Here is a 24403-nt window from a genome sequence, read left to right as displayed (position 1 = left end):
AGCGGCCGGCACTACCCAAAAGAAAAACCCCGGCATTGCCGGGGTTTTTCATTTCCAGATCCGTCTTGGCTCAGGCCGCGTTCTTCAACGTCGCCATGTCGATCACGAAGCGGTAGCGCACATCGTTCTTCGCCATGCGCTCCCAGGCTTCGTTGACGTTCCTGATGTCGATCATCTCCACATCGCTGACGATGCCGTGCTCGGCACAGAAGTCCATCATTTCCTGGGTTTCGGCCATGCCGCCGATCGCCGAGCCGGTCAGGTGCTTGCGGCCGAAGATCACGCTGCCGCCGGTCAGCGGCGGGTCCAGTTCGGTCAGCACGCCCACCAGGCACATGGTGGCTTCGCGCTTGAGCAGGCCCATGTACGGATTGGTGTCATGGCTGACCGGGATGGTATTGAGCAGGAAGTCGAAGCTGCCGGCGTGCGCCTTCATCTGCGCCGCATCGCGCGAGACCAGCACCTCATCGGCGCCCAGGCGCTTGGCATCGGCGCCCTTTTCCGGGGTGGTGGTGATCATCACCACGTGCGCGCCGAGCGCCTTGGCGAACTTCACGCCCATGTGGCCGAGGCCGCCGAGGCCGATCACGCCGACCTTCTGGCCCGGGCCGACCTTCCAATGGCGCAGCGGCGACCACGTGGTAATCCCGGCGCACAGCAGCGGTGCGGCCGCCTTCAGGTCGAGGGTATCGGAGACCTTCACCACGAAGCGCTGCTCTACCACCACGTGGTCGGAATAGCCGCCGTAGGTCGGTGCGCCGCTTTCGCGTTCACGGCCGTTGTAGGTCCAGGTCGCGCCCTCGGCGCAGTACTGCTCCAGGTCGTGCTGGCAGGCGTCGCAGTGGCGGCAGGAGTCGACCATGCAACCCACGCCGGCGTGGTCGCCGACCTTGAAGCGGGTGACGTTGCTGCCGACCTCGGTGACGCGGCCGATGATCTCGTGGCCCGGCACCATCGGGTAGATCGAGCCACCCCAGTCATCGCGGGCCTGGTGCAGGTCGGAGTGGCAGATGCCGCTGTAGAGGATCTCGATGCGCACATCGTCGGGACCGACCGCACGGCGTTCGAACTCATAGGGGACCAGCGGAGCGGTATGGGAATGGGCGGCGTAACCACGGGCGAGGGACATGGGGAATCCTTGGCAGGGTTTATCGAAAGGCGCTTTACAATACGCCGCGTTCCCAATGGCAAGAAGCGTGGATATCGGCATGATTCATCAAGTGAAACTGCACAATCATGGCCACTGACAACCTTTCTCACCTGGCCGCGTTCGCCGCAGTCGCCCGTCACCGCAGCTTCCGCCGCGCTGGCGCCGAGCTGGCGCTGTCGACCTCGGCGGTGAGCTATGCGATCCGCGCGCTGGAAGAACGACTGGGCGTGGGCCTGTTCCACCGCACCACGCGCAGCGTGGCCCTGACCGAGGCCGGGCAGCGCCTGCTGGAGCGCTTGCAGCCGGCGCTGGGGCAGGTGCATGACGCGCTGGAAGAAATGAACCACTTCCGCGCCGCCCCGGCCGGCCTGCTGCGCATCAACGCCACCCGCGCGGCGGTGGCGACCCAGCTGCGGCCGCGGCTGGCGCGCTTCCTGCACGCTCACCCCGATGTGCGCGTCGAGCTGACCGAAAATGATGGGCTGGTCGACATCGTCGCCGAGGGCTACGACGCCGGCGTGCGCCTGCACGAGTTCGTGCCCGAGGACATGGTGGCGGTGCCGATGGGGCCGCCGCTGCGTGGGCTGATCGTCGGCTCGCCGGATTACCTGCGGCGGCATCCGGCGCCGCTGCATCCGCGCGACCTGGCCGCGCATGAATGCATCCGCTTCCGCTTTGCCAGCGGGCATCTGTACAAGTGGCAGTTCGAGCGCGGTGGGCAGGCGCTGGAAATCGACGTGCCCGGACGGCTGACGCTGAGCGAGCAGGGCACCGTGGTCGGCGCGGTGCTTGATGGCATCGGCCTGGCCTACGTGCTGGAAGACACCGCGCGGCCGTATATCGAATCGGGGCAGATGGTGGCGGTGCTGGAAGACTGGAGCGAACCGTTCGCCGGGTTTGCGCTGTACTACCCGAAGCAACGGCAGATGCCCGGTGCGTTGCGTGCGTTCGTGGATATGTTGCGGGAGTGAGGTGCGGTGGTTTGCATCCACGCCGTGCGTGGATCTACTGCCGAACGACAACCTCCACGCGTTGCTTGAAGCGGATCAGTAGATCCGCGCCATGCGTGGATTGGCGCCCGCGACGCAGCCAGCAATTCATTCGACCAGCGCGTCGTAGCCTTCGCCACTGAACTGGATCAGGCAGAAGCCGTGCCCGAACGGATCGGCCAGCACGGCGATACGGCCCCAGCGGCGCTCGCGCACCGGTTGCTCGAGCATCGCCCCGGCCGCGACCGCACGCATCAACGCGGCATCGATGTCCTCCACCACCCAGTCCAGGTGCAGCGGGGTCCAGTGGCGCTCGTAGTCACGCACGTCGCCGTCTTCGGTGGCGGCGCTGCCAGCCTCGTTCTGCAGCAGATAGAGCGGTGTTGGCCCACCGAGCAGTTCCACCGCGCCGGTACCGAGCCGACGACCGATGCGCAATCCAAATGAGGCCAGGTAGAACGCTTCGGCGGCGGCCAGGTCGGGCACGGCGATGTTGATGATGAAGTTGCGGGCAGTGGCGTTCATGGCAGTGATTTCCAGCATCCGGTGATTGCAGTCTAGTCCCGCCACCTGTTGCTGCCGGTTCATCTCCTGCGAGGATTCGGGCAAGCTGGGCGACCTCTATCGACAAGGACTTCCATGAGCGCGCTATCCGACATCGAACAGGCCACCGGCCAGGCCTTCCCGCCCCTGTTCAAGCAGTTGCATGCAGCGGGTCGGTTGAGCTGGGGCAGTCCGCATTCGGAATGGTCCGAGGTGGTGTTCCCGACGCTGCAGGCGGATCCGCCGGTGCTGCTGTACGCGCAGGAATACGAACCACTGGAACACGATGAGCTGCTCGAAGCGTGGCAGGAGCTGACCGCCGAGGATCATTACAATCCCCTGCGTCCCGACCTGCAGCTCCTGCCGTTTGCGCGGACCGGCGGCGGCGACAGCTACTGCTTCTGGAGCAACGCGCCCGGTGTTGCCGAGCCGCCCGTCGTGCTGGTGTGGCATGACGATGATCGTGCCGATGTGCTGGCCGCCAACTACCAGGATTTCCTGTTCCGCAAGATGGTCGAAGCGGTTGCCGACTACCAAGCGCCGTATACGCTGCTGTCGCACGGCGAGCTGGCCGGCAATCTGCAGCGCTGGCTGCAGAGCCACCAGTCGTTCCTGCGCGGCGACCAGTTCGCGGCGTTGCAGCGGTTGTTCGCCCGCGTTGACGATATTGAAGAAGGAAACATCAGCGAAGACGACGCACAGGCCATCGTCGTTGAAGTGATCGGCTTCGAGCGGTTGGACGAGTCGTTCGCTTACGTGCGCGAGGAGGCTTGAACCAAGGGTCGGAGCCGCACCTGTGGCGGGGATCCGACCCCGTGCGGGATCAGCCTGCGGCCGGGTAATCGAGGTAGCCTGCCTCGCCGCCCCCGTAATAGGTGCTGCGGTCCGGCGTGGCCAGCGCGACGTTGCGCTGCAGGCGCTCGACCAGATCCGGGTTGGCGATGAACGGCTGGCCAAACGCGGCCAGGTCGATGGTGCCAGCTTCGACCAGCTGCAGGGCGCGTTCGCGGGTCATGCCACCTGCCAGGATGACGGTGCCGCCGTAGGCCTGCTTGAACTGCCGCAGGAACACCTCGCCCAGCACCGACTGGCCCGCCTGCAGGTTGTCGTTGAGATGCACATAGGCCAGGCCGCGCTTGCCCAGCTCCTCGGCCAGGTACAGGTAGGTGGCCTCGTTGTCGGGGTAGAACGGCATGTCGAAGGTGAGGTTGTTCGGCGCCAGGCGCACGCCGATCCGCTGCGCACCGATGCGCTGGGTCATCGCATCGACGGTCTCCAGGATCAAGCGCGCACGATTGGGCAGCGAGCCGCCATAGCGGTCCTCGCGCTGGTTGATGAGCGGGTTGAGGAACTGTTCGAACAGGTAGCCGTTGGCGGCATGCAGTTCGATGCCATCGAAACCGGCGGCGATGGCGTTGTCGGCGCCGCGCGCGAAGTCGTCGACGATGCCGGGGATCTCTTCGGTGGCCAGCGCACGTGCCGGGGTGGGATCGGCGTGGCCGCGGCTGCCGTCGTCCAGATAGACGAACGAGGTGTTCTTCGGTGCGCTGGCGACCGGCCGGGTACCGGCGCTTACCGGTTGACCACCGTCGGGCTGCAGCGAGTAATGCGACATGCGGCCGACGTGCCAGAGCTGGGCGAAGATCGTGCCCTGTGCGGCATGCACCGCCTCGGTGACGAGCTTCCACCCGGCGACCTGCTCGGCCGACCAGATACCCGGCACGTCAATGTAACCCTGGCCCTGCGGCGAGACCGGGGTGCCTTCACTGATGATCAGGCCCGCGCTGGCGCGCTGCCGGTAGTACTGCGCGGTGAGTTCATTGGCCACCGCGCCGGGGTTGCGGGCGCGGGTCATCGGGGCCATCACGATGCGGTTGCGCAGGGCGATGTCTGCCAGATCGAAGGGGCGGAACAGGGCGGCGGTCATGTCGGTCATCTTGATGCGGGGAGGAGGCGCCAGCGGCGCGATGCACACAGAATGGAGTTGACATGCAGGCGCATAAAGCGCTTCGATCTCCCCAAGTGCGGGACTATTTGTCCCCAATGGAGCGCGATAGATGCTGCCGCTGGAATCATTGAATGGCCTGGTCACGTTCGTTACCACGGCCCGCTCAGGCAGCTTCACCGAGGCTGCCGACGCGCTGGGCATCTCACGCTCGGCGGTCGGCAAGGCCATCGCCCGGCTGGAAGCGCGGCTGGGCGTGCGCCTGTTCCACCGCACCACGCGGCGCATCGCGCTGACCACCGACGGTGAGGCGTACTACGCATCGTGTGCGGCGGCGCTGGAAGAAATCTCCGCCGCCGAGGCCTGCCTGGGGTCGGCCGGCCTGCCCAGCGGTCGGCTGCGCATCGACATGCCATCCTCGTTCGGGCGCCTGGTGGTACTGCCGGTGCTGCTGCGCCTGTGCCGGCAATACCCGGACCTGCAACTGACGATGACCTTCACCGATCACTTCGTCGATCCGGTCGAAGAGGGCATCGACCTGCTGATCCGCTTCGGCGGATTGCACCAGGCCGAGCATCTGGTCGCGCGCCGGCTGGGTCGCCAACGACTGGTCACCTGCGCATCGCCGGAGTACCTGCAGGCGCATGGCGTGCCGGCCTCCGTGGAGGATCTGGCGCAGCACCGCAGCGTCGTTGGTTTCCGCCACGGCCAGCCGGTGGCGTGGCGGATCGGCAGGGACGATGCCGAGGGAACGTTCATCCCGAATGCGACCTATCAGCTCAACGATGGTGACGCGGTGATCGATGCGGCCATCGCTGGGCTGGGCATCTGCCAGATGCCCGTTTCACTGGTACGCCGTCATCTGGAATCCGGGGCGCTGCAATCGGTGCTGGATGCGCACATGCAGCGGCATATCGACATCCATGCGCTGTGGCCACCGACCCGCCACCTGCGGCCCAAGGTGCGCTACGTGGTGGATGAGCTGGCGCGGTTGGCGGCTCAGGGCGTGTTTGATTGAGCGTAGGGCATCAGTAGTTGATGATCCGGGCGGACGTGTCTTCGCCTTCCTGAAGTGCTTCAAACACCTCGGCCAGAAGCGCGATCAGATCGCGCCCATGTGAGGTGACGAAGTAGGTCGCCAGGCTGTCGATGTCGCCAGCGATATCGTCTCCCCACGGTGGACGCTGGGTTCTATCCTCGAACGACCATATGACACGGGCTGGCGCATGCTCGGCCAGCTCTCGGCGGACCCTATGTAGTTCGGCCAGCGCGGCGGCAGCATCTGATTGCTGCAGTCTGCCGGCGTATAGCTGATTCAAGAGGATTGGGAATCGACTTCCCCAGCCATTCGGCTCCAGGTTGCCGGATATGGTCGAGAAGAAGGCATAGAGAAACGCGCCACTGCCGATCTCATCGGTGATGCGCCCGAGTTGGATGCCAACACCCATTGCCTGGTTCCTGATTCTGCCGATCCTACAGCATGCCCCGATGCGTTAACGGTAGAAGCGCAATTGCTCTAATTGATTGATATGAAAGGATTCAACGGCACTATTGCGGAGACGGGAGATGCCATTTCCGTCACTTTGACAATACGCATGTATACTATCCCCCAGTATAGTTCCGAACTGGCCCGCCATGCCGCACTCCCCCGAAGAGAAGAAGAAGGTCCTGGCCCGCGTGCGCCGCATCCGCGGCCAGTGCGATGCGCTTGACCGCGCGCTGGAAGCTGGCGCCGACTGCGGGCCGGTGCTGCAGCAGATCGCCGCCATCCGTGGCGCGGTCAACGGCCTGATGTCCGAGGTGATGGAGGCCCATCTGCGCGAGGAATTCGGCCAGCCCGCCGCCTCCGACGAACAACGCGCCGAACGCGTGCGCGACATGAGCGCGTTGATCCGCTCGTACCTGAAGTAAACGACGGCGCAACATGGCGCCGCCCATCCTGTCATTGCCTGTCTCTGGAGAGTCCACCCATGAAGTCCCGTGCCGCCGTCGCCTTTGGTCCCGGCCAGCCGCTGCAGATCGTCGAGATCGACGTCGCCCCGCCGAAGAAGGGCGAAGTGCTGGTGAAGATTACCCACACCGGTGTCTGCCACACCGACGCGTTCACCCTGTCCGGCGATGACCCGGAAGGCCTGTTCCCGGTGGTGCTGGGCCATGAAGGCGCCGGCATCGTGGTGGAAGTGGGCGAGGGCGTGACCAGCGTCAAGCCGGGCGACCACGTGATTCCGCTGTATACCGCCGAGTGCGGCGAGTGCCTGTTCTGCAAGAGCGGCAAGACCAACCTGTGCGTGGCCGTGCGCGCCACCCAGGGCAAGGGCGTGATGCCCGATGGCACCAGCCGCTTCAGCTACAACGGCGAGCCGCTGTATCACTACATGGGCTGCTCGACCTTCAGCGAGTACACCGTTGTTGCCGAAGTCTCGCTGGCGAAGATCAATCCGGACGCCAACCCGGAGCATGTCTGCCTGCTCGGCTGCGGCGTCACCACCGGCATCGGTGCGGTGCACAACACCGCCAAGGTGCAGGAAGGCGACAGCGTGGCGGTGTTCGGCCTGGGTGGCATCGGCCTGGCGGTGATCCAGGGTGCGCGCCAGGCCAAGGCCGGCCGCATCATCGCGGTGGACACCAATCCGTCCAAGTTCGAACTGGCGCGCGAATTCGGCGCCACCGACTGCATCAACCCGAAGGACTTCGACAAGCCGATCCAGCAGGTCATCGTGGAAATGACCACCTGGGGTGTGGACCACAGCTTCGAGTGCATCGGCAACGTCAACGTGATGCGCGCGGCGCTGGAATGCGCGCACCGTGGCTGGGGCCAGAGCGTGGTGATCGGCGTGGCCGGTGCCGGGCAGGAGATCTCCACCCGCCCGTTCCAGCTGGTGACCGGTCGCAAGTGGATGGGCACTGCCTTCGGTGGCGTGAAGGGCCGCAGCCAGCTGCCGGGCATGGTCGAGGACGCGATGAAGGGCGACATCGAACTGGCCCCGTTCGTCACTCACACCATGGACCTGGACAAGATCAACGACGCCTTCGACCTGATGCATGAAGGCAAGTCGATCCGTTCGGTGGTCCACTACTGAGGCGCGGCGTGGGCTGGTTCGATGCCTTGCGCAGGCCGCGTGCGGAAGATCCGCGCGCGGCGCTGGTCGACCCGATCGAGCAGGCGTTGCGTGCGCTAGGCTGGGTCGACGGCGAGGTGGGGCCACCGCGTGCGGTGACTTCGGCCTTCGGCAGCGACAATGGCATGCCGTTCGAGCAGTGGCTTGCGCAGGTATTCCTGCCGCGCCTGCACGAAGCCCGCGCCGACGGCCAGTGGCCACCGCGCAGCGACGTGGCGGTGGCGGCGTACCGCAATCTGGATGGCCAGCCTGGCGTCGAATCGCTTCTGCGCCTGCTGTCGCAGCTGGATGAGTTGATCAACACACGTGACGGCTGACGCCGCCGCGCAGGAGAGCACCATGGAACGCATTGAACACCGCGCCTGTTTCGGCGGCTGGCAGGACGTCTACCGGCACCATTCCACCACGCTGGGCTGCGACATGCAGTTCGCCGTGTACCTGCCGCCGCAGGCGGAAACGCAGAAGCTGCCGGTGCTGTATTGGCTGAGCGGCCTGACCTGCACCGAGCAGAATTTCATCACCAAGGCCGGCGCGCAGCGCTATGCGGCCGAGCACGGTGTGATCATCGTCGCGCCGGATACCAGCCCGCGCGGTGATGACGTGGCCGATGCCGAAGGCTACGACCTGGGCAAGGGGGCAGGCTTCTACCTCAATGCCACCCGTGCTCCGTGGGCGAAGCACTACCGCATGCACGACTACGTGGCGCAGGAACTGCCGGCGCTGATCGAGGCGAACTTCGCGGTGACCGATGCACGCGCGATCAGCGGCCATTCGATGGGCGGCCATGGTGCGCTGGTGATCGCGCTGCGCAACCCGGGGCGCTATCGCAGTGTGTCGGCATTCTCGCCGATCGTCGCGCCCAGCCGTGTACCGTGGGGGCAGAAGGCGTTCACGGCTTATCTGGGCGACAACCCGACCGACTGGGCGCAGTGGGATACGTGCGCGCTGCTGGAGGCGGCCAGCGAGCGCCTGCCGCTGCTGGTCGACCAGGGCGAGGCGGACGAGTTCCTGCAGACCCAGCTGCAGCCGCAGCGCCTGCAGGAGGCCTGCGCGGCCGCCGGCCATCCGCTGACCCTGCGCCTGCAGCCGGGTTACGACCACAGCTACTATTTCATCGCCAGCTTCATCGGCGAGCACATCGCCCACCACGCCCGCGCCCTGCACGCCTGAGGGCTCTCCGGTAGTGCCGGCCGCTGGCCGCCGGCAACCCGCAGCCCTGCAATTCCCTGGGATTGCCGGCCAGCGGCCGGCACTACCATGGTGATGCACGCGGAGTGTCGTTTTGCCGCAGTGGATCACGCCGCTGTGGCGTGCCGGCGCGCTATCGTGCGCTCAGACGGCCTTGCGGATCGGGGGGATGCATGCCGGTAGTGCTGGCGCTGCTGTACGTGCTCTGCCATGGGCTGGCCGTGGCGTTCTGGCCGAGCCCGGCGGGCGTGGGCTCTTTCCTGTTCCTGACCGGCGCACCGCTGCTGGCCGCCGCCGCGTGCCTGGTGCGGGCGCAACGTGACCGCGCCGCTCTGGGCTGGCGTTCTACCGCGATGGCACTGCTGCTGTGGGCCGGTGGCATGACGTTCAACATGGTGGATGCGCTGGGCGCCGGCCGGGCTGACTTCACCCCACGCATCAGCCTGTTGTTGTACGTGCTGTATGGCGTGCCGCTGGTGTTCATCCTGGCCCGGGCACGCCGCGAGCGCCCGAGCATCAGCCTGATCGACGCGGCGATGGCGGCGCTGCTGGGTGTGCTGTTCTTCGCGCACACCGCATCGTTCGCCGCCCGTGTCGAGGTCGACGCCCATGCCATGTCCAACATGCAGCGCATGTTCGACATCCAGAACCTGTGTATCGCCGCGTTCGCCGTGGTGCGATGGCTGGCCGGCGATGTGCCCGAACGGCGCAGGTTCTTCCGTGCACTGGCGTTGTACGCACTGGCCTATCTGCTGGTGGCCTACTACATCAACCACTACACCTCCGATGATGCATTCGGTGCGTTCAACGACCTGCTGATCGACGTCCCTTTTCTGCTGATCGCCTGCATGGCGCTGGACACGGCGCCGGACACAGGCACCACGGCACACCCGCGGCTGGCGAGGACGGTGCAGGCCGCCGGTCCGATCATCCTGCCGTTGCTGCTGCTGGTGGTCGGCACGCTGGTGGTCGATCATGCGCGGCCGTTGGCCGTCGCGGGCTTCGTCGTAGCCACCCTTGGTTTCGGCCTGCGCAGCGTCCTGCTGCAGACCGATCTGCTGGAGCGTCAGGCAGCGCTGGATCAGCTGGCCCGTCAGGACGGCCTGACCGGCGTGGCCAACCGCCGCGAGTTCGACGCACGGCTGACCTCCGAGTGGAATCGCGCACGGCGCAGCGGCACCGAGCTGGGCCTGCTGCTGGTGGATATCGACCACTTCAAGGCCTTCAACGACCGGCACGGCCATCCGGCCGGTGATCGTTGCCTGCAGGCGGTGGCCGGGGTGCTGAAGGGCGTCGCAGGTCGCGGCGGTGACAGCGTTGCGCGTTATGGCGGTGAAGAATTCGCTGTCATCGTGCCTGGAAGCCCACTGTCGGGCGTGCTGGCGCTGGCCGAGCGCCTGCGTGAAGCGGTCGAAGCGCTGCCATTGCCGGAAGGCCCGGTCAGCATCAGCGTCGGCGTGGGCTACCTGCACCCACCGGCGCTGGCCAGTGCCGACCAGCTGCTGGCCGATGCCGATGCCGGCCTGTATGCCGCAAAGCGTGCCGGCCGCAACCGGGTGGTCCTGCATGCGCGCGTGCTGGATGACGAGGGCAACGCGCACGGCACCATGGACTGTTGAGCGGACCGGCCCATGGCGTGCCGCCCGTCCAGGGACATCGCACTCGGTAGTGCCGGCCGGTGGCCGGCATCTCCTCGGTTGTCGGCCAGCGGCCGGCACTACCACGGCGTGGCCTCAACGCACGTCGCGCAGTTCCCAGTGGTGGCCGGCCAGCAGGCGCAGGCGCTGCTTGAACACGTCACTGTCGATACGGGTGGTGGCGACCAGGTTGATGCGCAGGTCCTTCTGCTCGCCGGTCACGGTGGCGTCCGGATCGGTCACGCCCCACTGCGGTTCCACCGCATCCGGGTCGGGTTGCTTGGCTTTCCAGCGCTCGAACAGCGTGCCGCTGCGCAGGGCGTCCTGCAGCTCTTCGGCGAAACCGGCGGCGCCCTGCGAATGGAAGGACAGGTCAGGGTCGTTGCCGCGGGCTTTGGACGGGTCGGGCAGGCTGATGTGGTACTGCGCAGGCATGAAGTTCTCCTTGAAGTGCGGCAAGACTGGCACAACCGCGGTGGAATCGATGTGCAGATTCCAGCCACGGTCGGCCTTCATTCAAACCGGTGTGGCCCATCGGCGAAACCCACCGTGACCGCGCCCTTGCCGACATTGACCATGCCGGTCAGGCTCATCACCGATTCGTACACGGTCACGCCATGGCCGGCGCAGACCTCTTTCAGCTGTGCGTAGCCGGGCAGGGCACGCAGCTCGTCCAGTTCTCCGCCGTAGCTGACGCACACCGTCGGCGTCATCAGCCCGGCACGTACGCGCTGGCCGACCACCGCGAACAGCTTCTGCACGGCGCTGTCGAAGCCCTTGATCTTGGCGACCGGCCCGGTTTCGCCGCGGTAGCCGTGCAGCACCGGCTTGATGTCCAGTGCGCTGCCCAGCGCCGCACTGAGCAGGCCGACGCTGCGGTCGCCCTTGTGCCGGGCGCGCGCACGCATGTAGTACAGATCACGGGTGACCATGTAGCCGTGCACGTTGCCGGCCAGTTCTTCCAGCCGCTCGCGGATCTGCTGCACGCTGGCGCCACTGTCACGCAGGCGAACCGCCTCCACCGCAGTCACCGCCTGCGCGGCGAACAGGTTCTGGGTATCGAGCACGCGCAGCGCGAACGGCGAGTTGTAGCCCGCTGCCTGCCGCACCGGCTTGTAATCGTTGAGGATGGCGAAGCTGGCCTGCAGCGCATTGTCGTGGATCGGGCTGCGGGTCTTGGTGATGGTCATGCAGAACACGTGGTCGTAATCGATCACCAGCTGCTGCAGGAACAGGTCGCGGATCTGGTTGACACTGAAGGGGATGGTCTCCGCCTCGGCACCGTGCTCGGCCACGTGTGCATGCAGGAAACTCAGCGTGGCCTGCTCATCGCGATGATCGGCCAGCACGGCTTCGCCGATGCGGACGGTGATCGGCAGCAGCACGATGTTGTGCTCGGCAATGAAGTCCTGCGGCAGGTCGCAGGCCGAGTCGACGACGATTCCGATGCGCATCCGCGGCTCCCCCTCCAGGGCGGTTGTAGGTTCGGAAACGTGAAATCTATCTCAAATTCTGGCGTGGCGCGCGAGGGAAACGCGCCAGGCCCTGTTCAGCGACTGCGCTGCACGGCCACCGGAAGTTCGGCCAGGCGCTGCCATTCGGGCTGCTGCAGCAGGGCGGGATCGGCCAGCACGGCGGCCATCAACGGATGGGCGTCGTTGCCCCAGAACAGTTCGTCATCGATGGCCAAGGTCGGTACCCCGAACACGCCGGCAGCAATGGCGGCCTCGGTGTTCCTCCGCAGCTGCTCCTTGACCGCGGGGGCCGCGATGGCGCTGGCGACATCCTCGATCCCCAGCCGCGCAGCCGGTTCGCGCAGGGCCTCGGCGCTATCGGCGGCATTGCCGTCGCGCCAGATCCAGTCGAACAGCACGTCCACCGCCTGCACGCTGCCACCGGCGGCCAGGCACAGCCGCAGGGCAGACAACGGGTTGAACGGGTGGCCCGGCGGGAACCGCAGCGGTGTGCCTTCGGCCTGCGCAGTCCACAGCAGCTGGCGGTACATGAAGCGGCGCTTGGCCGGAATCTCGGCCGGCCCGAGGTTGCCCAGGTGATGCAGCACCGCACCGAAGGCGATCGGCACGGTCTGGATCTGTGCGAACTGGGGCAGCTGCTTCAGCTTCTGCCAGTGCAGGTAGGAATAGGGCGAGACGAAGTCGAAGTACCAGCGCAGGGTGGCCATGCGGGTTTCCTTGGATGACTGGAGGTCAGGGCTGCGCGTTGCGCTGCAGGTAGCGGTCGCGCAGTTCGGTCTGGCGCGAGCGCATCGGCATCGCCCGGCCGCCCAGCCAGACCTGTTCGGCATAGTGCGCCACGTCCAGCGGGTCGCCTTCCCACAGCACCAGGTCGGCACGCTTGCCCGGCTCGATGCTGCCGATCTGGTCGGCCACGCCGAACGCCTGCGCCGGCACCCGGGTCAGGCCGGCCAGGCCGTCGGCCCAGGGCAAACCGTTGGCCACGGCATTGCCGGCCAGCTGGCGCATCTTGCGGGCGTTGTGCGAGGCGTCGCCACGCTGCACGAACGAGACCGCCACGCCGGAACGTTGCAGGCGTGCCGCATTTTCCAGCGTGGCGCCGATCTGGTCGAAGCTGGCCGGCAGGTTGGACAACACATCGACGAACACCGGTACCTGTGCGGCGGCCAGCTCCGGCGCCAGCTGCCAGGCTTCGCTGCCACCGGCGATGGCGATCTTCACCTTTTCGCGGGCGGCCCAGCGCAGCAGCTGGCGGATGTCCGCCGCGCGGTCCACCTCCACCACGATGCGGCCCTGGCCGGCCAGGTAGCGGCCCAGCGTGCGGCGCCCGGCCGGCGTCAGCAGCGCGTGCGGTGAGTCCGCGGCAACCTGGCCACGCGCCTCGTCCACCATCTGCTGCAGCAGCATCCATTGCGCTGCACGCGACTGCCCGGTCAGCTCCACTGCGGCCGACCCCAGGCGCAGGAACAGCGCGCGCGGCCCGAGGGGATCGGCGCTGCCGTCCAGCCGCATCACGCCACCCTGGCCTGCAACGAAGCCGCCGCCGGTGGCAGCCCCCAGGGCGGTGAAGCCGATGCCGTCCAGGCGTGCCACCGGGATCAGCACCGAGGCCGGGTTGTACGCCAGGGTGACATCGAACTCGGGGCGCAACGGTTGTTCGCCGATCTTCAACGTGCTGTCGACCGTGCTCGCTTCACCGGAGACCTCTTCGATGCCGATCTCGGTGATGCCCCCGAACAGCGCCGGTGTCAGCGGGCGGCCATCGGCCTCGACCACGCTGGCCCCGGCCGGGGCGGACAGCCCGCTGCCGACTGCGCGGATGATCCCGCCCTGCACCAGCACATCGGCGTGCTGCAGGCTGCCGCGCGTGCTGGCCGTATGCACGGTCGCGTTGCGCACCAGCAGGTCCTGCGCCTGCGCGGATGCGGAGAGGCAGGCCAGCACCATGACCGTAGCGCCGAGCCATGCCCGGCGACGCTTGTTCAACGCGCCCATCAGTGCACCTCCTGGCCAAGCTGGAAGTCGGAACGTGGCGTGGCCGCAGGTGCGCTGCGGTCGTACAGGCGGCGGCCGTCGATGAAGACCTGCTCGGCCAGCGCGTACGAGCTGAAGGGGTTGCCGTTCCACACCACCACGTCGGCCATCTTGCCGGCCTCCAGGGTGCCGGTCTGGCCTTCAATCCCCAGCGCCCTGGCGGCGTTGGCGGTCATCCAGGTGATGGCGTGTTCGGGGGGGATCTCCGGCATGCGTGCGCGGCGCGCGGCGGCGATCACCTTGGCCGCTTCCTGGTTCAGGCGCTGGATGCCTTCGGGTGAATCGGAATGGACGATGGCGCAGCTGTTCTTCGGCCGATCGACCAGTGCGATGTTCTCCGGAATACCGTCGAAGGCTTCCATCTTGAATCCCCACCAGTCGGCCCACAGCGCGCCGCAGACGCCGTCGGCGGCCAGCCGGTCGGCCAGCTTGTAGGCCTCCACGCCGTGGTGGAAGGCGGCCACCTTGAAGCCGAATTCCTTGGCCAGGTCGAGCATGGTGGCCATCTCGTCGGCGCGGTAGCAATGGATATGCACGCGGATGTCGCCTTCGATCGCACCGGCCAGCGTGTCCAGCTTGAGATCGCGCTTGCCGCCGGCATCACCGGCGCTGTCGCCCTTGTCGCTGCCGAACCAGCTCCTGCGCTTGGCCGGCTTCGGTTTGTTCTTGGCGATGTAGTCGGCGGCATCGATGAAGGCGGCGCGGTAACCGGCAACGTTGCCCATCCGCGTGGCCGGAGCGACGCCCTTGCCTCCGCCGTACACCCGCTTCGGGTTCTCGCCACAGGCCATCTTCAGCCCCCACGGTGCGCCGGGAAACTTCATCGCCTGGTAGGTGATGGCGGGGACGTTCTTCAGGGTCACACCACGACCACCGACCAGGTTGGCCGAGCCCGGCAGCACCTGCATGCTGGTCACGCCGCCGGCCAGTGCGGTGGCGAAGCCCGGGTCCTGCGGCCACACCGAGTGCTCGGCCCAGACGTTGGCGGTGACCGGCGCGGTCATCTCGTTGCCGTCGCTGTGCGCGCCAACGCCGGGGCTGGGGTACACGCCCAGGTGCGAGTGCACGTCGATCAGGCCCGGCGTGACCCACTTGCCCTGCGCATCGATGCGGGTGACGCCGGCGTCGGTCTGCAGCTGGCGGCCGACGGCAACGATGCGGCCCTCGCGCAGCAGCACGTCGGCGTTGTCCAGGCGCTGGCCGGTGCCGGTCAGCACGGTGGCGTTCTGGATCAGCACCGGTGCATCGGGGTGTGCCTGGTAGGTGCTGGGGTAGGGATCGGCGACGAAGCGCGAGGCGCCCACCGCCGGAGCCGTGCTCAATGAAAGCAGTGCCAGGGCTACCCCAGCGCGCAACAACGTCGATGCCATGCAGTTCCCCTTGCAGCCTGGTCCAACCGCCGACGCTAGCCCGGAGGCGGCGGGCTTGCCAAGTGACCTTCTTCACAGGCCTGCCGACGATAGCTCGACGGCACCGGCCGGGTGGCTGAAAATACCCGGTCCCCCGCCGTACCGGACCGCCCATGAAGAGCAAGCAGGAAATCGTCGACAACTGGCTGCCCCGGTATACCGGCGTGCCCTTGGACCAGTTCGGCCAGCACATCCTGCTGACCAACTTCGGCGGCTACCTGCACACCTTTTCCGAGCTGACCGGTGCGCCCATCATCGGCCTGGACCGGCCGATGGCCAGCGCCACCATCGATGGCATCACCATGATCAACTTCGGCATGGGCAGCCCCAATGCCGCGATCATCATGGACCTGCTGTCGGCGGTGATGCCCAAGGCGGTACTTTTCCTGGGCAAGTGCGGTGGCCTCAAGCGCAAGAACCAGCTGGGTGACCTGGTGCTGCCGATCGCGGCGATCCGCGGCGAGGGTACGTCGGGCGACTACCTGCCGCCGGAAGTGCCTGCCTTGCCGGCGTTTGCGCTGCAGCGTGCAGTCTCGACCATGATCCGCGACCTCGGCCACGACTACTGGACCGGCACCGTCTACACCACCAACCGCCGGGTCTGGGAGCACGACGAGGCCTTCAAGGAGCGGCTGCGGGCGATGCGCTGCATGGCCATCGACATGGAAACCGCCACGGTGTTCGCGGCCGGTTTCGCCAACCACATTCCCAGTGGCGCGCTGCTGCTGGTCTCGGACCAGCCGATGATCCCCGACGGGGTCAAGACCGAGGCTTCCGATGCCAAGGTCAGCTCCCAGTTCGTGGAAAACCATATCCAGATCGGTATCGAGGCGCTTAAGCTTATCCGGCGCAACGGCAAGTCGGTCCGCCACCTGCGCTTCGATGAATGATGATGATGGCCTGGCGCGGCGCGCCGGCCCTGGGGAGTAGGTGATGGACGTTGCCGCGCAAGTGGTGGATTTCTGGAAAGAAGCGGGCCCTGCGAAGTGGTTCGCCCGCGACGATGCGTTCGACGCGCAGTTCCGCCAGTTGTTCCTGGATGAGCATTTCGCCGCCGCTTCGCGTGGGCGCGAGCATTGGCTGGGCAGTGCCGAGGGCGCGCTGGCGCTGATGCTGCTGCTGGACCAGTTCCCGCGCAACTGCTTCCGCGGTACTGCCCATTCCTATGCCACCGATGGCCTGGCCCGGCACTACGCCATGCGCGCCATCGAGGAAGGCCTGGACCTGCAGCTGGTGCCGAAGCTGCGCGCCTTCATCTACCTGCCGTTCGAGCACTCCGAGGACCCGTTGGACCAGGACCGTTCGGTGGCGATGTTCGATGTGCTGGGCGACAAGGAATACCTGCAGTACGCCGAGCTGCACCGCGACATCATCCGCCGCTTCGGCCGTTTCCCGCACCGCAACGCCGTGCTGGGGCGCATTCCCTCGCCGGAGGAACTGGACTACCTGGCCGAAGGCGGTTTCGCCGGCTGAAAGAAAGGGGACGGAGGGGATTAAGTCGTTTGTGGCATAAACGACTTAATCCCCTCCGTCCCCTTTTTTGGGGGGCCAGATCCGCTTTCCGCAGGAAAGGGCGCTGACCCCGCGCCGTCAATCAGTACTTCGGCACGCCGTTGTCGACGTCTTCCGACCAGGCGTTGATGCCGCCGGTCACGTTGAACACCTTGGTGAAGCCCAGGGCGCGGAACTGCTCGGCGGCCTGCGCGCTGCGACCACCGTGGTGGCACATGAAGGCCAGTGCGGTGTCCTTCGGCAGGGCTTCCAGCGCGGCACGGCCGTTGCCGTCGAAGGTCTTGAACGGCACGCCGACGGCGGCGATCTCACGTTCGTCGGCCGGGCGCACGTCCACCAGGGTGATGTTGCCGGCACGCACCAGGTCGTCGGCATCGCGCACGCTGATTTCCTGCACCGGCTTGGGCGCATTCGGGTTGTCGATGGCCAGGCCCTTGCCGCGGATGTCGTCCACCCAGTCGATGGTGATGCCGTTGGCGCGACGGGCACTGGCCAGGTCGAACTGCACGCGCAGGCCATTGGACTCGGCAGCGATCGCGCCTTCGTCGTGCGGGGCCAGCTGGAAGTTCGGCTGGAAACCGGCGTCGATGGACAGCTGCAGGGCCGCGCCCGGGGCATCGGCCAGCGCGCCCTTGAGCATTTCCACGGCGGCCGGGGTGACGGTGATGCTCGGCGGGGTACGGTCCGGCGCAGCCAGGCCCAGCACGCTGCTCAGCTCGCCGCTGGCAGCCATCTGCAGCACGATGTCACTGCCGCCGACCAGTTCGCCGTCGATGTACAGCTGCGGGATGGTCGGCCAGTCGCCATAGGCCTTGATGCCTTCACGGATTTCCTGGTCGGCCAGCACGTTGACGTGGGCGAACTCGACGCCCAGGTCCTGCAGGGCGCCCACGGCCTTGGCCGAGAAACCGCACTGTGGCATCGACGGCTGGCCCTTCATGAACAGCACGACGCGGTTGGCGTTGAGGATGGATTCGATGCGCGAACGCAGGGCGGGATCGAGGGACATGGACGTCGGGGTTCCGGGAATTCGAACCATCGATTCTACCCCTCATGGCATCATGGGGGATGAGCAACGCAGGAACATTGCATCGCATTCCGACCCGGCCCTGGCGCTGGCTGCCCTGGCTGGTGGCGTCGCAGCTGCTGGTGATCCTGGTCTGGGTCCTGGCGGGCTGGCACTGGGGGTTGCCGCTGATGGTGGCCAGCCACGCACTGTTCTTGGTGCCGGTGTTCCTGCCCAACAGTCGCTTCTATGCGCCGGTGCTGAGCCGGTTGCCGGATGCCGGCAACAGCGTCTGGTTGACCATTGATGACGGTCCTGGCCCGGAAACCCGTGCCGTCCTCGACCTGCTGGACCGCTACCAGGCCCATGCCACCTTTTTCCTGGTGGGCGAGCGCGCGCTGGCGCAGCCGGAACTGGTGCAGGAGATCCTGCGCCGCGGCCACGACCTGGGCAACCACAGCCACAGCCATCCGCAGGCGCGCTTCTGGCGGCTGGGCCCGGCGGCGATGCGCGCCGAGATCGAGGGCTGCCAGCACGCGCTGCAGGCGGTAAGCGGTCGCCCGGTGCGCTGGTACCGCTCGGTGGTGGGCATGACCAATCCGTTCGTGGCGCCGGTGCTGCAGCGGCTGGGCCTGGTCCGGGTCGGCTGGAGCGCGCGCGGCTTCGACGGCATCGGTTGCACGGCGCAGGGGGTGCTCGACCGCCTGCTGCCGGATCTGCGACCGGGGGCCATCGTGCTGCTGCATGAGGGGGCCGCCCACGGTCACAACCTGGCGATCATCGAGGGCGTGCTGCAGGCACTGGACGAGCGCGGGCTGAAAGCGCGGCTGCCGGTCCCGTAACGCCGGCCCTGGTGATGTAGAGCAGCCGGGCATGGGCTCGGCTCTACAAGGGGGGCGCTACTGTAGCGCCCGAGCCGATGCTCGGGCGGCGGTGCGCAGCACCGGAAAAACGTCGCAGCGCGGCTCTACAGCGCGGGGCGTTCGGCCACCAGCAACCAGCTGTTGAATGGCGTGCGCCCATGCAGGGGACGCGGCGCCGTCACCTGCAATCCGGCCTCGGCCAGTGTCGCTTGCAGCACGTGCGGGTCGGGGTAATGGCGCGGCCGCATGCCCATCCAGCCGACCAGCCAGGCCAACCGGTCCGCCACCCGCGTGGTGCGGTCGCGACCATCGCCGGTGGCCAGCGGGGTGCGCAGCAGCAGGCGGCCGCCGGCGGCCACCCGCGCGCTGGCCGCACGCAGCAGTGCCAGTTGTGGGCCCGCGTCCAGGTACTGCAGCACATCCAGCAACAGGACGTGTCCGGGTTGCGCCGGCAGTGGCGCCTGCACGTCCAGGCAGTCGAAGCGCACAGCGTGCAGGCCGGTGGCGGCACGCTGGGCACGGGTGATCTTGCTGGCATCCACGTCCACGCCGAGGTAGGGGTGGGTGCCGCCGCGCTGGCGCAGCACATGGGCGAACAGCCCCAACCCGCAGCCCAGGTCCAGCACCGGCTGCCCGTCGTCGCGCAGATGCTGCAGCACGCCGTCATACAACGGGTCGCTGCCGAGCTTGCCGCGGGTGTAGTAGTAGTCGCGACGGCTGCCCCAGGCCCGTGCCGGGCGGAACGCTTCGGCGATCGCGCGGGCCTGCGGGGCGGTCAGCGGTGTGCAGGGCAGGGGCGGGCCGTTCCGTGGCTTACCATCCATCGTGTCAGTCCGTTCCGCCGAGCAGGCGTGCGGCGACCGGCAGCGCGCGCGCGCTCCACAATGCGTACATCCGCGCCGACGGGTGCAGGCCGTCTTCGGCGATCATTGCCGGGTTGCCGCCCTGGTCACGGCTGATGTCGGTGATGTCGACGAAGGCCACGCCCTGCTGGGTGCTGATCACCTCGGCAGCTGCGTTGAACTCGTCGGTCTCGATCTCGATGGTGGCCAGGTCGCGGCCGCTGCCGGCACCGAACGGCGTCGCGCCCCAGTCGGGGAAGGACAGCACCAGCACGCGCCCGGGGCGGCCACCGGCAAAGCCGATCGCCCGCTGCAGCAGGGCCTGGAACTGTACGCGGTACTCGTCCAGCGGCCGGCCGCGGTACTGGTTGTTGACGCCGATCAGCAGGCTGACGAAATCGAACGGGCCCTGGGGCGCAGCCGCATCGATGCCGGCGTCCAGCTCGTCGGTGGTCCAGCCGGTGGTGGCGATGGTCTGCGGGTCGGCCAGCGCCACATCCTGCGCACGCAGGGCGGCGGCCAGCTGGTGCGGCCAGCGGCCTTCGACAGCAACGGCTTCTCCGACGGTGTACGAGTCGCCCAGCGCCAGGTAGGACAGCGCCACCGCTCAGGCCACCGAACGGCGCGGCTTCAGCGGCACGACCTTGGTCGCGTCCTCGGCACGCCGGGCCAGCACGCGGTCGATGCGGGCGAACACATCGCGCATCACCGAGGCTTCCGGCAACAGGGTCACGCGGAAATGATGGCGGTAGGGCACGTTGAAGCTGGAACCCGGTACCACCAGCACGCCTTCGTTGTTCATCAGGTCCAGCGCGAAGGTGTGGTCGTCAAAGCTCTTGGCAGCGGCACCGACCACGGCCGGGAACGCATACAGCGCACCGGCCGGCGCGACCAGCGACAGGTGCTCGCTGGCTTCGCAGGCGTCGATCACCGCGCGGCGGGTTTCATACAGGCGGCCGCCCGGGGTGCACAGTTCGGAGATGGTGTCCGGGCCGTTCACTGCGGCCTCGATGGCGTACTGGCCCGGTACGTTGGCGCACAGGCGCAGCGCGCCCAGCAGGTCCAGCGCGGCGCGGAAGTCGCCCAGGCGCGCGTCGTCGCCGCTGAGATGGGCCCAGCCCACGCGCCAGCCGCAGGCACGGTGCACCTTGCTCAGGCCGCTGAAGGTCAGGCACGGATGGTCGCCGGCCAGCGGCGCGACCGGTTGGAACACCGCATCGTCGTACAGGATCTGGTCGTAGATCTCATCGACCAGCAGCAGCAGGTTGTGGCGGCGTGCGATCTCGACCACGCGCTCCAGCAGTTCGCGCGGGTAGCTGGCGCCGCTGGGGTTGTTCGGGTTGATCAGCACGATGGCGCGGGTGCGCGAGGACACCAGCGTCTCGATCTCGCTCGGGTCCGGCTGGAAGCCGTTTTCGGCGGCGCAGCGGTAGTACACCGGTCGGCCATCGTTGAGGATGGTGGAGGCCGACCACAGCGGGTAGTCCGGCGACGGCACCAGCACCTCATCGCCCGGATTGAGCAGTGCGCGCAGCGACAGGTCGATCAGCTCGCTGACACCGTTGCCGACGAACACGCGGTCCGGATGTGCATCCGGTGCGCCGCGGCGGGCGTAGTAATCGGCGATGGCTTCACGCGCCACCGGCAGGCCCTGCTGGTGGGTGTACGGGTCGGTGCGGCCCATGTCGTCGGCGATCGCTCGCTGCAGGTGCTCGGGTGCGCGGAAACCGAAGTTGCCCGGGTTGCCGATGTTGAGCTTGATCAGCTTGCGGCCCTGCGCCTCCAGCTCCCGCGCTCGCCGGGCCAGTTCTCCGCGGATTTCGTAGCGCACTTCGGAAAGGCGCTCGCGGATGGCCAGGGGCTTGGGCGAGATGGTGGACATGAGGCTGGGCCGTCAAAAGGCATGGGGATTCCATCCTACCGGAATTGCTGCAGTGCATGGCAATGGCTCCGGGCCTGCCATTGCTGGGCTGGCCGGGGGCCGTCACAGGTAGAATGGCGGCGATGACCCAGACCCCCGATTTCATCGCCCTGCAGACCATCGGCTGGCCCTGGCCGGGCCCGGCGCAGCAGGCCGACTGGCAGGCCGTGATGGCCGCACATCCGCAGGCCCGCCCGGCGCGGGTGATCGAGCAGCACCGGACCCATTACGTGGTGGCCGATGGCCCGGATGCGGCGATCAAGGCCGAGTCACTGCCGGAATGGCAGCGCCCGCGCTTTCCCAGCCACGAGCGGCCGGCCGTGGGCGACTGGGTGCTGCTGGACGGCGTCCGCATCGTCGCGCTGCTGCCACGTCGCACCGCGATCAAGCGTGGCGCCGCCGGTGAGCACTACCACCAGCAGGTGATCGCAGCGAACATCGATACGGTGTTCATCGTCTGTGGGCTGGATGCCGACTTCAATCCGCGCCGCATCGAGCGCTACCTGCTGCTGGTCGGTGGTGGCGGCGCCGAACCGGTGGTGGTGCTGACCAAGGCCGATCAGACCGAGTACAGCGAGGATGCGCTGGCAGTGCTGGAAGAGCTGGAGATGCAGGGCATCGCGCTGCATGCGATCAACGGCCTGGATGCCGACAGCGTGGCGGTGCTGCGGCCGTGGCTGGGCCCGGGGCGCACGGTGGTACTGGTGGGTTCCTCCGGTGCCGGCAAATCCACGCTGACCAACACCCTGCTCGGCGAGCAGCGGATGAAGACCAACGCGGTGCGCGCCAACGATTCGCGCGGCCGCCACACCACCACCCATCGCGCGTTGATGCCGCTTCCGACCGGCGCCTGCCTGATCGACACCCCCGGCATGCGCGAGCTGAAACCGACCGGCGAAGAAACGCTGTCCGAAGGTGGCTTCGCCGATATCGAAGCGCTGGCCACGCAGTGCCGTTTCAACGACTGCAAGCATCAGCAGGAACCGGGCTGCGCTGTTCGTGCAGCGATCGACGCTGGCGAGATCGAAGAGAGCCGCCTGCTGAACTACTTCAAGCTGAAGGAAGAAGTGGCTGCCGCCGCCGCCAAGCTGGCGGTTCGCCAGGCCGAGACCGCGCAGGAACGTGGCGGCAAGAAGGGCAAAGGCCAGCAGTTCCGCCCGGCCGGAAAGCCACGCCGGCGCTGACAGTGCAGCCGAGCGTGGGCTCGGCTCTACAACGGTTGTATCCCGGGACACCTTGTAGCGCCCGAGCCAATGCTCGGGCGGCGGCGCACTGCGCCTGGCACGGCAGGGCGCTATAGTTCGCGCATGGAACCGACCGCGACGCTGGACCGTGAGGTGGCCCACCATGCAGCGCTCGATGCGCGCCTGGTCGAGGCCGTGGGAGGCATCCGCCTGCTGGGGCTGACCAGCTGGCCGGCCACGGTGCAGGTACCGTTCCTGGACAGCGTGGCGCGCGGCCAGCCGGTGCTGCCGAAGGTGGATTACCCTCGGCTGGACTTCAGCGAAGAGCGCCGTGCGCTGGCCGCGATCGCTGCCGACTGCGATGACAGCCACCCGCTGGGCCACTATGTGCAGCAGTCGGCGCAGAGCTGGGACCTGGCCGCGCAGCTGCTTGAGGGGCTGGGCACTGCCGCCGTCGATACCTGTTCGGTGCAGCTGTTCGGCGCGCCCGAGCAGCCGCTGCCGGGCAATGGCCCGAGTACGCGCGACGCGGCACGCCACTTCATCCAGATTGCCGCCGAACTGGACCACGAACTGCTGGCACCGGAAGAGCAGGTACCGGTCTCGGCCATCGCCCTGCAACTGCAGTTGCAGAACGACCTGGATGCGTTCTTCGAATCGCGCATCATCCAGGTGCAGCTGGATCCGGAGCTGGTGTCCAAGGCGGCTGCCGGCCCGACCCGCATCCGCCTGCGTACCAGTGCGCGCTTCAGTGCCTACGACCGCGCGCAGCTGTTCCACCACGAAGCGCTGGTGCATTCGCTGACCGCATTGAACGGCCGCGAACAACCGGTGTTGCCCAGCCTGGCGTTGTCCTCGCCACGGGTGACCGCCACCCAGGAAGGGCTGGCGACGTTTGCCGAGCAGATCACCGGCAGCATCGACATCGAGCGCCTCAAGCGCATCAGCCTGCGTACCGAAGCGATTGCGATGGCACGCGAAGGCGCCGATTTCATCGAAGTGTTCCGCTATTTCTGCGATGCGGGGCAGAACGCGGAAGAGAGTTTCGCCTCGGCGCAGCGCGTGTTCCGCGGCGTGCCGCCCCGTGGCGGCCTGGCCTTCACCAAGGACACGGTGTACCTGCGCGGGCTGGTGTCGGTGCACACCTTCTTCCGGCACATGCTGGCCGAAGACCGCCTGCAGGTCTGCCGCTGGTTGTTTGCCGGCAAGATGAGCCTGGCCGATGCGATCGCGTTCGCGCCGCTGTTCGAGGCGGGGGTATTGAAGCCACCGCGCTGGCTGCCGCACTGGGTGAGCCGGGCGAACGGCCTGGCCGGCATGCTGGCGTTTTCGCTGTTTGCCAACCGGATACGGATGGACCAGCTGGCACCGGAATGAAATGCGTTGGCGGGATGATGCGCTGGCGCCTCGATGGATATCGCTGGGCGGCGGTGGGGCACCCTGGCCAGGACACGCCGTAAACCCATCCATGAAGTGACCCCCGAGACTTGGACGGTGGGGTCAGGCGGCTGCTTGGGCCTGTTCCCGGTACTTTACCGGGCTTAGCCCCTTCAATTTCAATCTGATTCGCTCTTGGTTGTAGTACT

27 protein-coding genes are annotated in these 24403 nt (G+C 67.3%); 13 read left to right on the top strand and 14 right to left on the bottom strand.

The genetic code is table 11. From position 1 onward, the window contains the following. Positions 1 to 70: 70 nt before the first annotated feature. On the bottom strand, positions 71 to 1129 hold the full coding sequence (locus AC5P5V_RS12240; protein ID WP_061479602.1) for an NAD(P)-dependent alcohol dehydrogenase: 1059 nt from the start codon (positions 1127 to 1129) through the stop codon (positions 71 to 73). Between the two features lie 107 nt (positions 1130 to 1236). Here AC5P5V_RS12240 and AC5P5V_RS12235 point away from each other — a divergent pair, with 107 nt between their 5' ends. Next, positions 1237 to 2121 carry a LysR family transcriptional regulator gene (locus tag AC5P5V_RS12235; protein ID WP_061479601.1) on the top strand — a complete coding sequence of 295 codons (885 nt, stop codon included), beginning with the start codon at positions 1237 to 1239 and terminating at the stop codon, positions 2119 to 2121. Positions 2122 to 2247: 126 nt separating this feature from the next. Here the strand turns inward: AC5P5V_RS12235 and AC5P5V_RS12230 are convergent, their stop codons facing one another. Next, positions 2248 to 2664 carry a VOC family protein gene (locus AC5P5V_RS12230; RefSeq protein ID WP_495215892.1) on the bottom strand — a complete coding sequence of 139 codons (417 nt, stop codon included), beginning with the start codon at positions 2662 to 2664 and terminating at the stop codon, positions 2248 to 2250. A gap of 114 nt (positions 2665 to 2778) precedes the next feature. Here AC5P5V_RS12230 and AC5P5V_RS12225 point away from each other — a divergent pair, with 114 nt between their 5' ends. Further along, positions 2779 to 3456, top strand: a complete 678-nt coding sequence (locus AC5P5V_RS12225; RefSeq protein WP_134968878.1) for an SMI1/KNR4 family protein — start codon at positions 2779 to 2781, stop codon at positions 3454 to 3456. A gap of 49 nt (positions 3457 to 3505) precedes the next feature. Here the strand turns inward: AC5P5V_RS12225 and AC5P5V_RS12220 are convergent, their stop codons facing one another. Then, the gene (locus AC5P5V_RS12220; RefSeq protein WP_134968877.1) at positions 3506 to 4609 is read right to left on the bottom strand and encodes an alkene reductase; all 1104 of its coding nucleotides are present in this window, start codon (positions 4607 to 4609) and stop codon (positions 3506 to 3508) included. A 130-nt stretch (positions 4610 to 4739) separates the two neighbouring features. On the opposite strand from AC5P5V_RS12220, the gene AC5P5V_RS12215 reads away from it, so the two are divergent. Then, on the top strand, positions 4740 to 5645 hold the full coding sequence (locus tag AC5P5V_RS12215) for a LysR family transcriptional regulator (RefSeq protein WP_061479599.1): 906 nt from the start codon (positions 4740 to 4742) through the stop codon (positions 5643 to 5645). Between the two features lie 10 nt (positions 5646 to 5655). On the opposite strand, the gene AC5P5V_RS12210 is transcribed toward AC5P5V_RS12215, so the two are convergent. Then, the gene (locus tag AC5P5V_RS12210) at positions 5656 to 6075 is read right to left on the bottom strand and encodes an Imm70 family immunity protein (RefSeq protein WP_134968876.1); all 420 of its coding nucleotides are present in this window, start codon (positions 6073 to 6075) and stop codon (positions 5656 to 5658) included. Positions 6076 to 6262: 187 nt separating this feature from the next. Here AC5P5V_RS12210 and frmR point away from each other — a divergent pair, with 187 nt between their 5' ends. The 5 genes from frmR to AC5P5V_RS12185 all read left to right on the top strand — a co-directional run bounded on the left by frmR (position 6263) and on the right by AC5P5V_RS12185 (position 10553). Further along, on the top strand, positions 6263 to 6538 hold the full coding sequence (gene frmR / locus AC5P5V_RS12205) for a formaldehyde-responsive transcriptional repressor FrmR (RefSeq protein ID WP_005411009.1): 276 nt from the start codon (positions 6263 to 6265) through the stop codon (positions 6536 to 6538). 59 nt (positions 6539 to 6597) lie between these two features. Then, entirely contained in the window at positions 6598 to 7707 is a 1110-nt protein-coding gene (locus AC5P5V_RS12200; protein WP_134968875.1) for an S-(hydroxymethyl)glutathione dehydrogenase/class III alcohol dehydrogenase, read from the top strand. Between the two features lie 8 nt (positions 7708 to 7715). After that, positions 7716 to 8063 carry a YqcC family protein gene (locus tag AC5P5V_RS12195; RefSeq protein WP_134968874.1) on the top strand — a complete coding sequence of 116 codons (348 nt, stop codon included), beginning with the start codon at positions 7716 to 7718 and terminating at the stop codon, positions 8061 to 8063. Positions 8064 to 8085: 22 nt separating this feature from the next. After that, positions 8086 to 8916, top strand: coding sequence for an S-formylglutathione hydrolase (gene fghA / locus AC5P5V_RS12190; protein WP_134968873.1), 831 nt, complete (start codon positions 8086 to 8088; stop codon positions 8914 to 8916). Between the two features lie 191 nt (positions 8917 to 9107). Continuing rightward, a complete protein-coding gene (locus AC5P5V_RS12185; RefSeq protein WP_134968872.1) occupies positions 9108 to 10553 on the top strand; it encodes a GGDEF domain-containing protein in 1446 nt (481 codons plus the stop codon). A 114-nt stretch (positions 10554 to 10667) separates the two neighbouring features. Here the strand turns inward: AC5P5V_RS12185 and AC5P5V_RS12180 are convergent, their stop codons facing one another. The 5 genes from AC5P5V_RS12180 to AC5P5V_RS12160 form a co-directional block, all read right to left on the bottom strand. After that, complete coding sequence (locus tag AC5P5V_RS12180) at positions 10668 to 11006, bottom strand: hypothetical protein (protein ID WP_006469105.1); 339 nt, start codon at positions 11004 to 11006, stop codon at positions 10668 to 10670. 77 nt (positions 11007 to 11083) lie between these two features. Beyond that, positions 11084 to 12025 carry a DegV family protein gene (locus tag AC5P5V_RS12175; RefSeq protein ID WP_019662081.1) on the bottom strand — a complete coding sequence of 314 codons (942 nt, stop codon included), beginning with the start codon at positions 12023 to 12025 and terminating at the stop codon, positions 11084 to 11086. Between the two features lie 95 nt (positions 12026 to 12120). Beyond that, a complete protein-coding gene (locus tag AC5P5V_RS12170; protein WP_061479593.1) occupies positions 12121 to 12753 on the bottom strand; it encodes a 2-hydroxychromene-2-carboxylate isomerase in 633 nt (210 codons plus the stop codon). Positions 12754 to 12778: 25 nt separating this feature from the next. Next, entirely contained in the window at positions 12779 to 14041 is a 1263-nt protein-coding gene (locus tag AC5P5V_RS12165) for an amidohydrolase family protein (protein ID WP_231352291.1), read from the bottom strand. Then, complete coding sequence (locus AC5P5V_RS12160) at positions 14041 to 15450, bottom strand: amidohydrolase (protein WP_134969386.1); 1410 nt, start codon at positions 15448 to 15450, stop codon at positions 14041 to 14043. The genes AC5P5V_RS12165 and AC5P5V_RS12160 overlap by 1 nt, the downstream gene beginning before the upstream one ends. Positions 15451 to 15602: 152 nt before the next feature. On the opposite strand from AC5P5V_RS12160, the gene AC5P5V_RS12155 reads away from it, so the two are divergent. Both AC5P5V_RS12155 and AC5P5V_RS12150 read left to right on the top strand, forming a co-directional pair. Further along, positions 15603 to 16379, top strand: coding sequence for an AMP nucleosidase (locus AC5P5V_RS12155; protein ID WP_049415280.1), 777 nt, complete (start codon positions 15603 to 15605; stop codon positions 16377 to 16379). Positions 16380 to 16422: 43 nt separating this feature from the next. Continuing rightward, positions 16423 to 16962 carry a DUF924 family protein gene (locus AC5P5V_RS12150; protein ID WP_005419210.1) on the top strand — a complete coding sequence of 180 codons (540 nt, stop codon included), beginning with the start codon at positions 16423 to 16425 and terminating at the stop codon, positions 16960 to 16962. Positions 16963 to 17083: 121 nt separating this feature from the next. Here the strand turns inward: AC5P5V_RS12150 and grxD are convergent, their stop codons facing one another. Then, positions 17084 to 18010, bottom strand: coding sequence for a Grx4 family monothiol glutaredoxin (gene grxD / locus AC5P5V_RS12145; RefSeq protein WP_032956577.1), 927 nt, complete (start codon positions 18008 to 18010; stop codon positions 17084 to 17086). Between the two features lie 59 nt (positions 18011 to 18069). Here grxD and AC5P5V_RS12140 point away from each other — a divergent pair, with 59 nt between their 5' ends. Continuing rightward, on the top strand, positions 18070 to 18849 hold the full coding sequence (locus AC5P5V_RS12140; RefSeq protein WP_231352290.1) for a polysaccharide deacetylase family protein: 780 nt from the start codon (positions 18070 to 18072) through the stop codon (positions 18847 to 18849). Positions 18850 to 18974: 125 nt separating this feature from the next. Here AC5P5V_RS12140 and AC5P5V_RS12135 read toward each other — a convergent pair whose 3' ends face one another. Genes AC5P5V_RS12135 through AC5P5V_RS12125 form a run of 3 tightly spaced genes read right to left on the bottom strand, consistent with a single transcriptional unit; the run spans position 18975 to position 21594 of the window. Further along, positions 18975 to 19694: a class I SAM-dependent methyltransferase gene (locus AC5P5V_RS12135; RefSeq protein WP_154351405.1), complete on the bottom strand. Its 720-nt coding sequence runs from the start codon at positions 19692 to 19694 to the stop codon at positions 18975 to 18977. Between the two features lie 4 nt (positions 19695 to 19698). Next, positions 19699 to 20316, bottom strand: coding sequence for an SGNH/GDSL hydrolase family protein (locus tag AC5P5V_RS12130; RefSeq protein ID WP_065196456.1), 618 nt, complete (start codon positions 20314 to 20316; stop codon positions 19699 to 19701). Positions 20317 to 20319: 3 nt separating this feature from the next. Next, the gene (locus AC5P5V_RS12125; RefSeq protein WP_072167610.1) at positions 20320 to 21594 is read right to left on the bottom strand and encodes a pyridoxal phosphate-dependent aminotransferase; all 1275 of its coding nucleotides are present in this window, start codon (positions 21592 to 21594) and stop codon (positions 20320 to 20322) included. Between the two features lie 113 nt (positions 21595 to 21707). Here AC5P5V_RS12125 and rsgA point away from each other — a divergent pair, with 113 nt between their 5' ends. Together rsgA and AC5P5V_RS12115 are read left to right on the top strand one after the other, a co-directional pair. Then, positions 21708 to 22817, top strand: coding sequence for a ribosome small subunit-dependent GTPase A (gene rsgA, locus AC5P5V_RS12120; protein ID WP_134969347.1), 1110 nt, complete (start codon positions 21708 to 21710; stop codon positions 22815 to 22817). 123 nt (positions 22818 to 22940) lie between these two features. After that, on the top strand, positions 22941 to 24194 hold the full coding sequence (locus AC5P5V_RS12115; RefSeq protein WP_061479584.1) for a flavohemoglobin expression-modulating QEGLA motif protein: 1254 nt from the start codon (positions 22941 to 22943) through the stop codon (positions 24192 to 24194). A 123-nt stretch (positions 24195 to 24317) separates the two neighbouring features. Here AC5P5V_RS12115 and AC5P5V_RS12110 read toward each other — a convergent pair. Continuing rightward, positions 24318 to 24403 (bottom strand): IS3 family transposase (locus tag AC5P5V_RS12110; RefSeq protein WP_494541530.1); only part of this gene is annotated, 86 nt, incomplete at its 5' end.

This window comes from Stenotrophomonas sp. YJH_SMC_130, from assembly GCF_059369035.1.
Note: the sequence above shows the minus strand (reverse complement) of the source record. Positions and strands in the feature narration are given on the sequence as shown.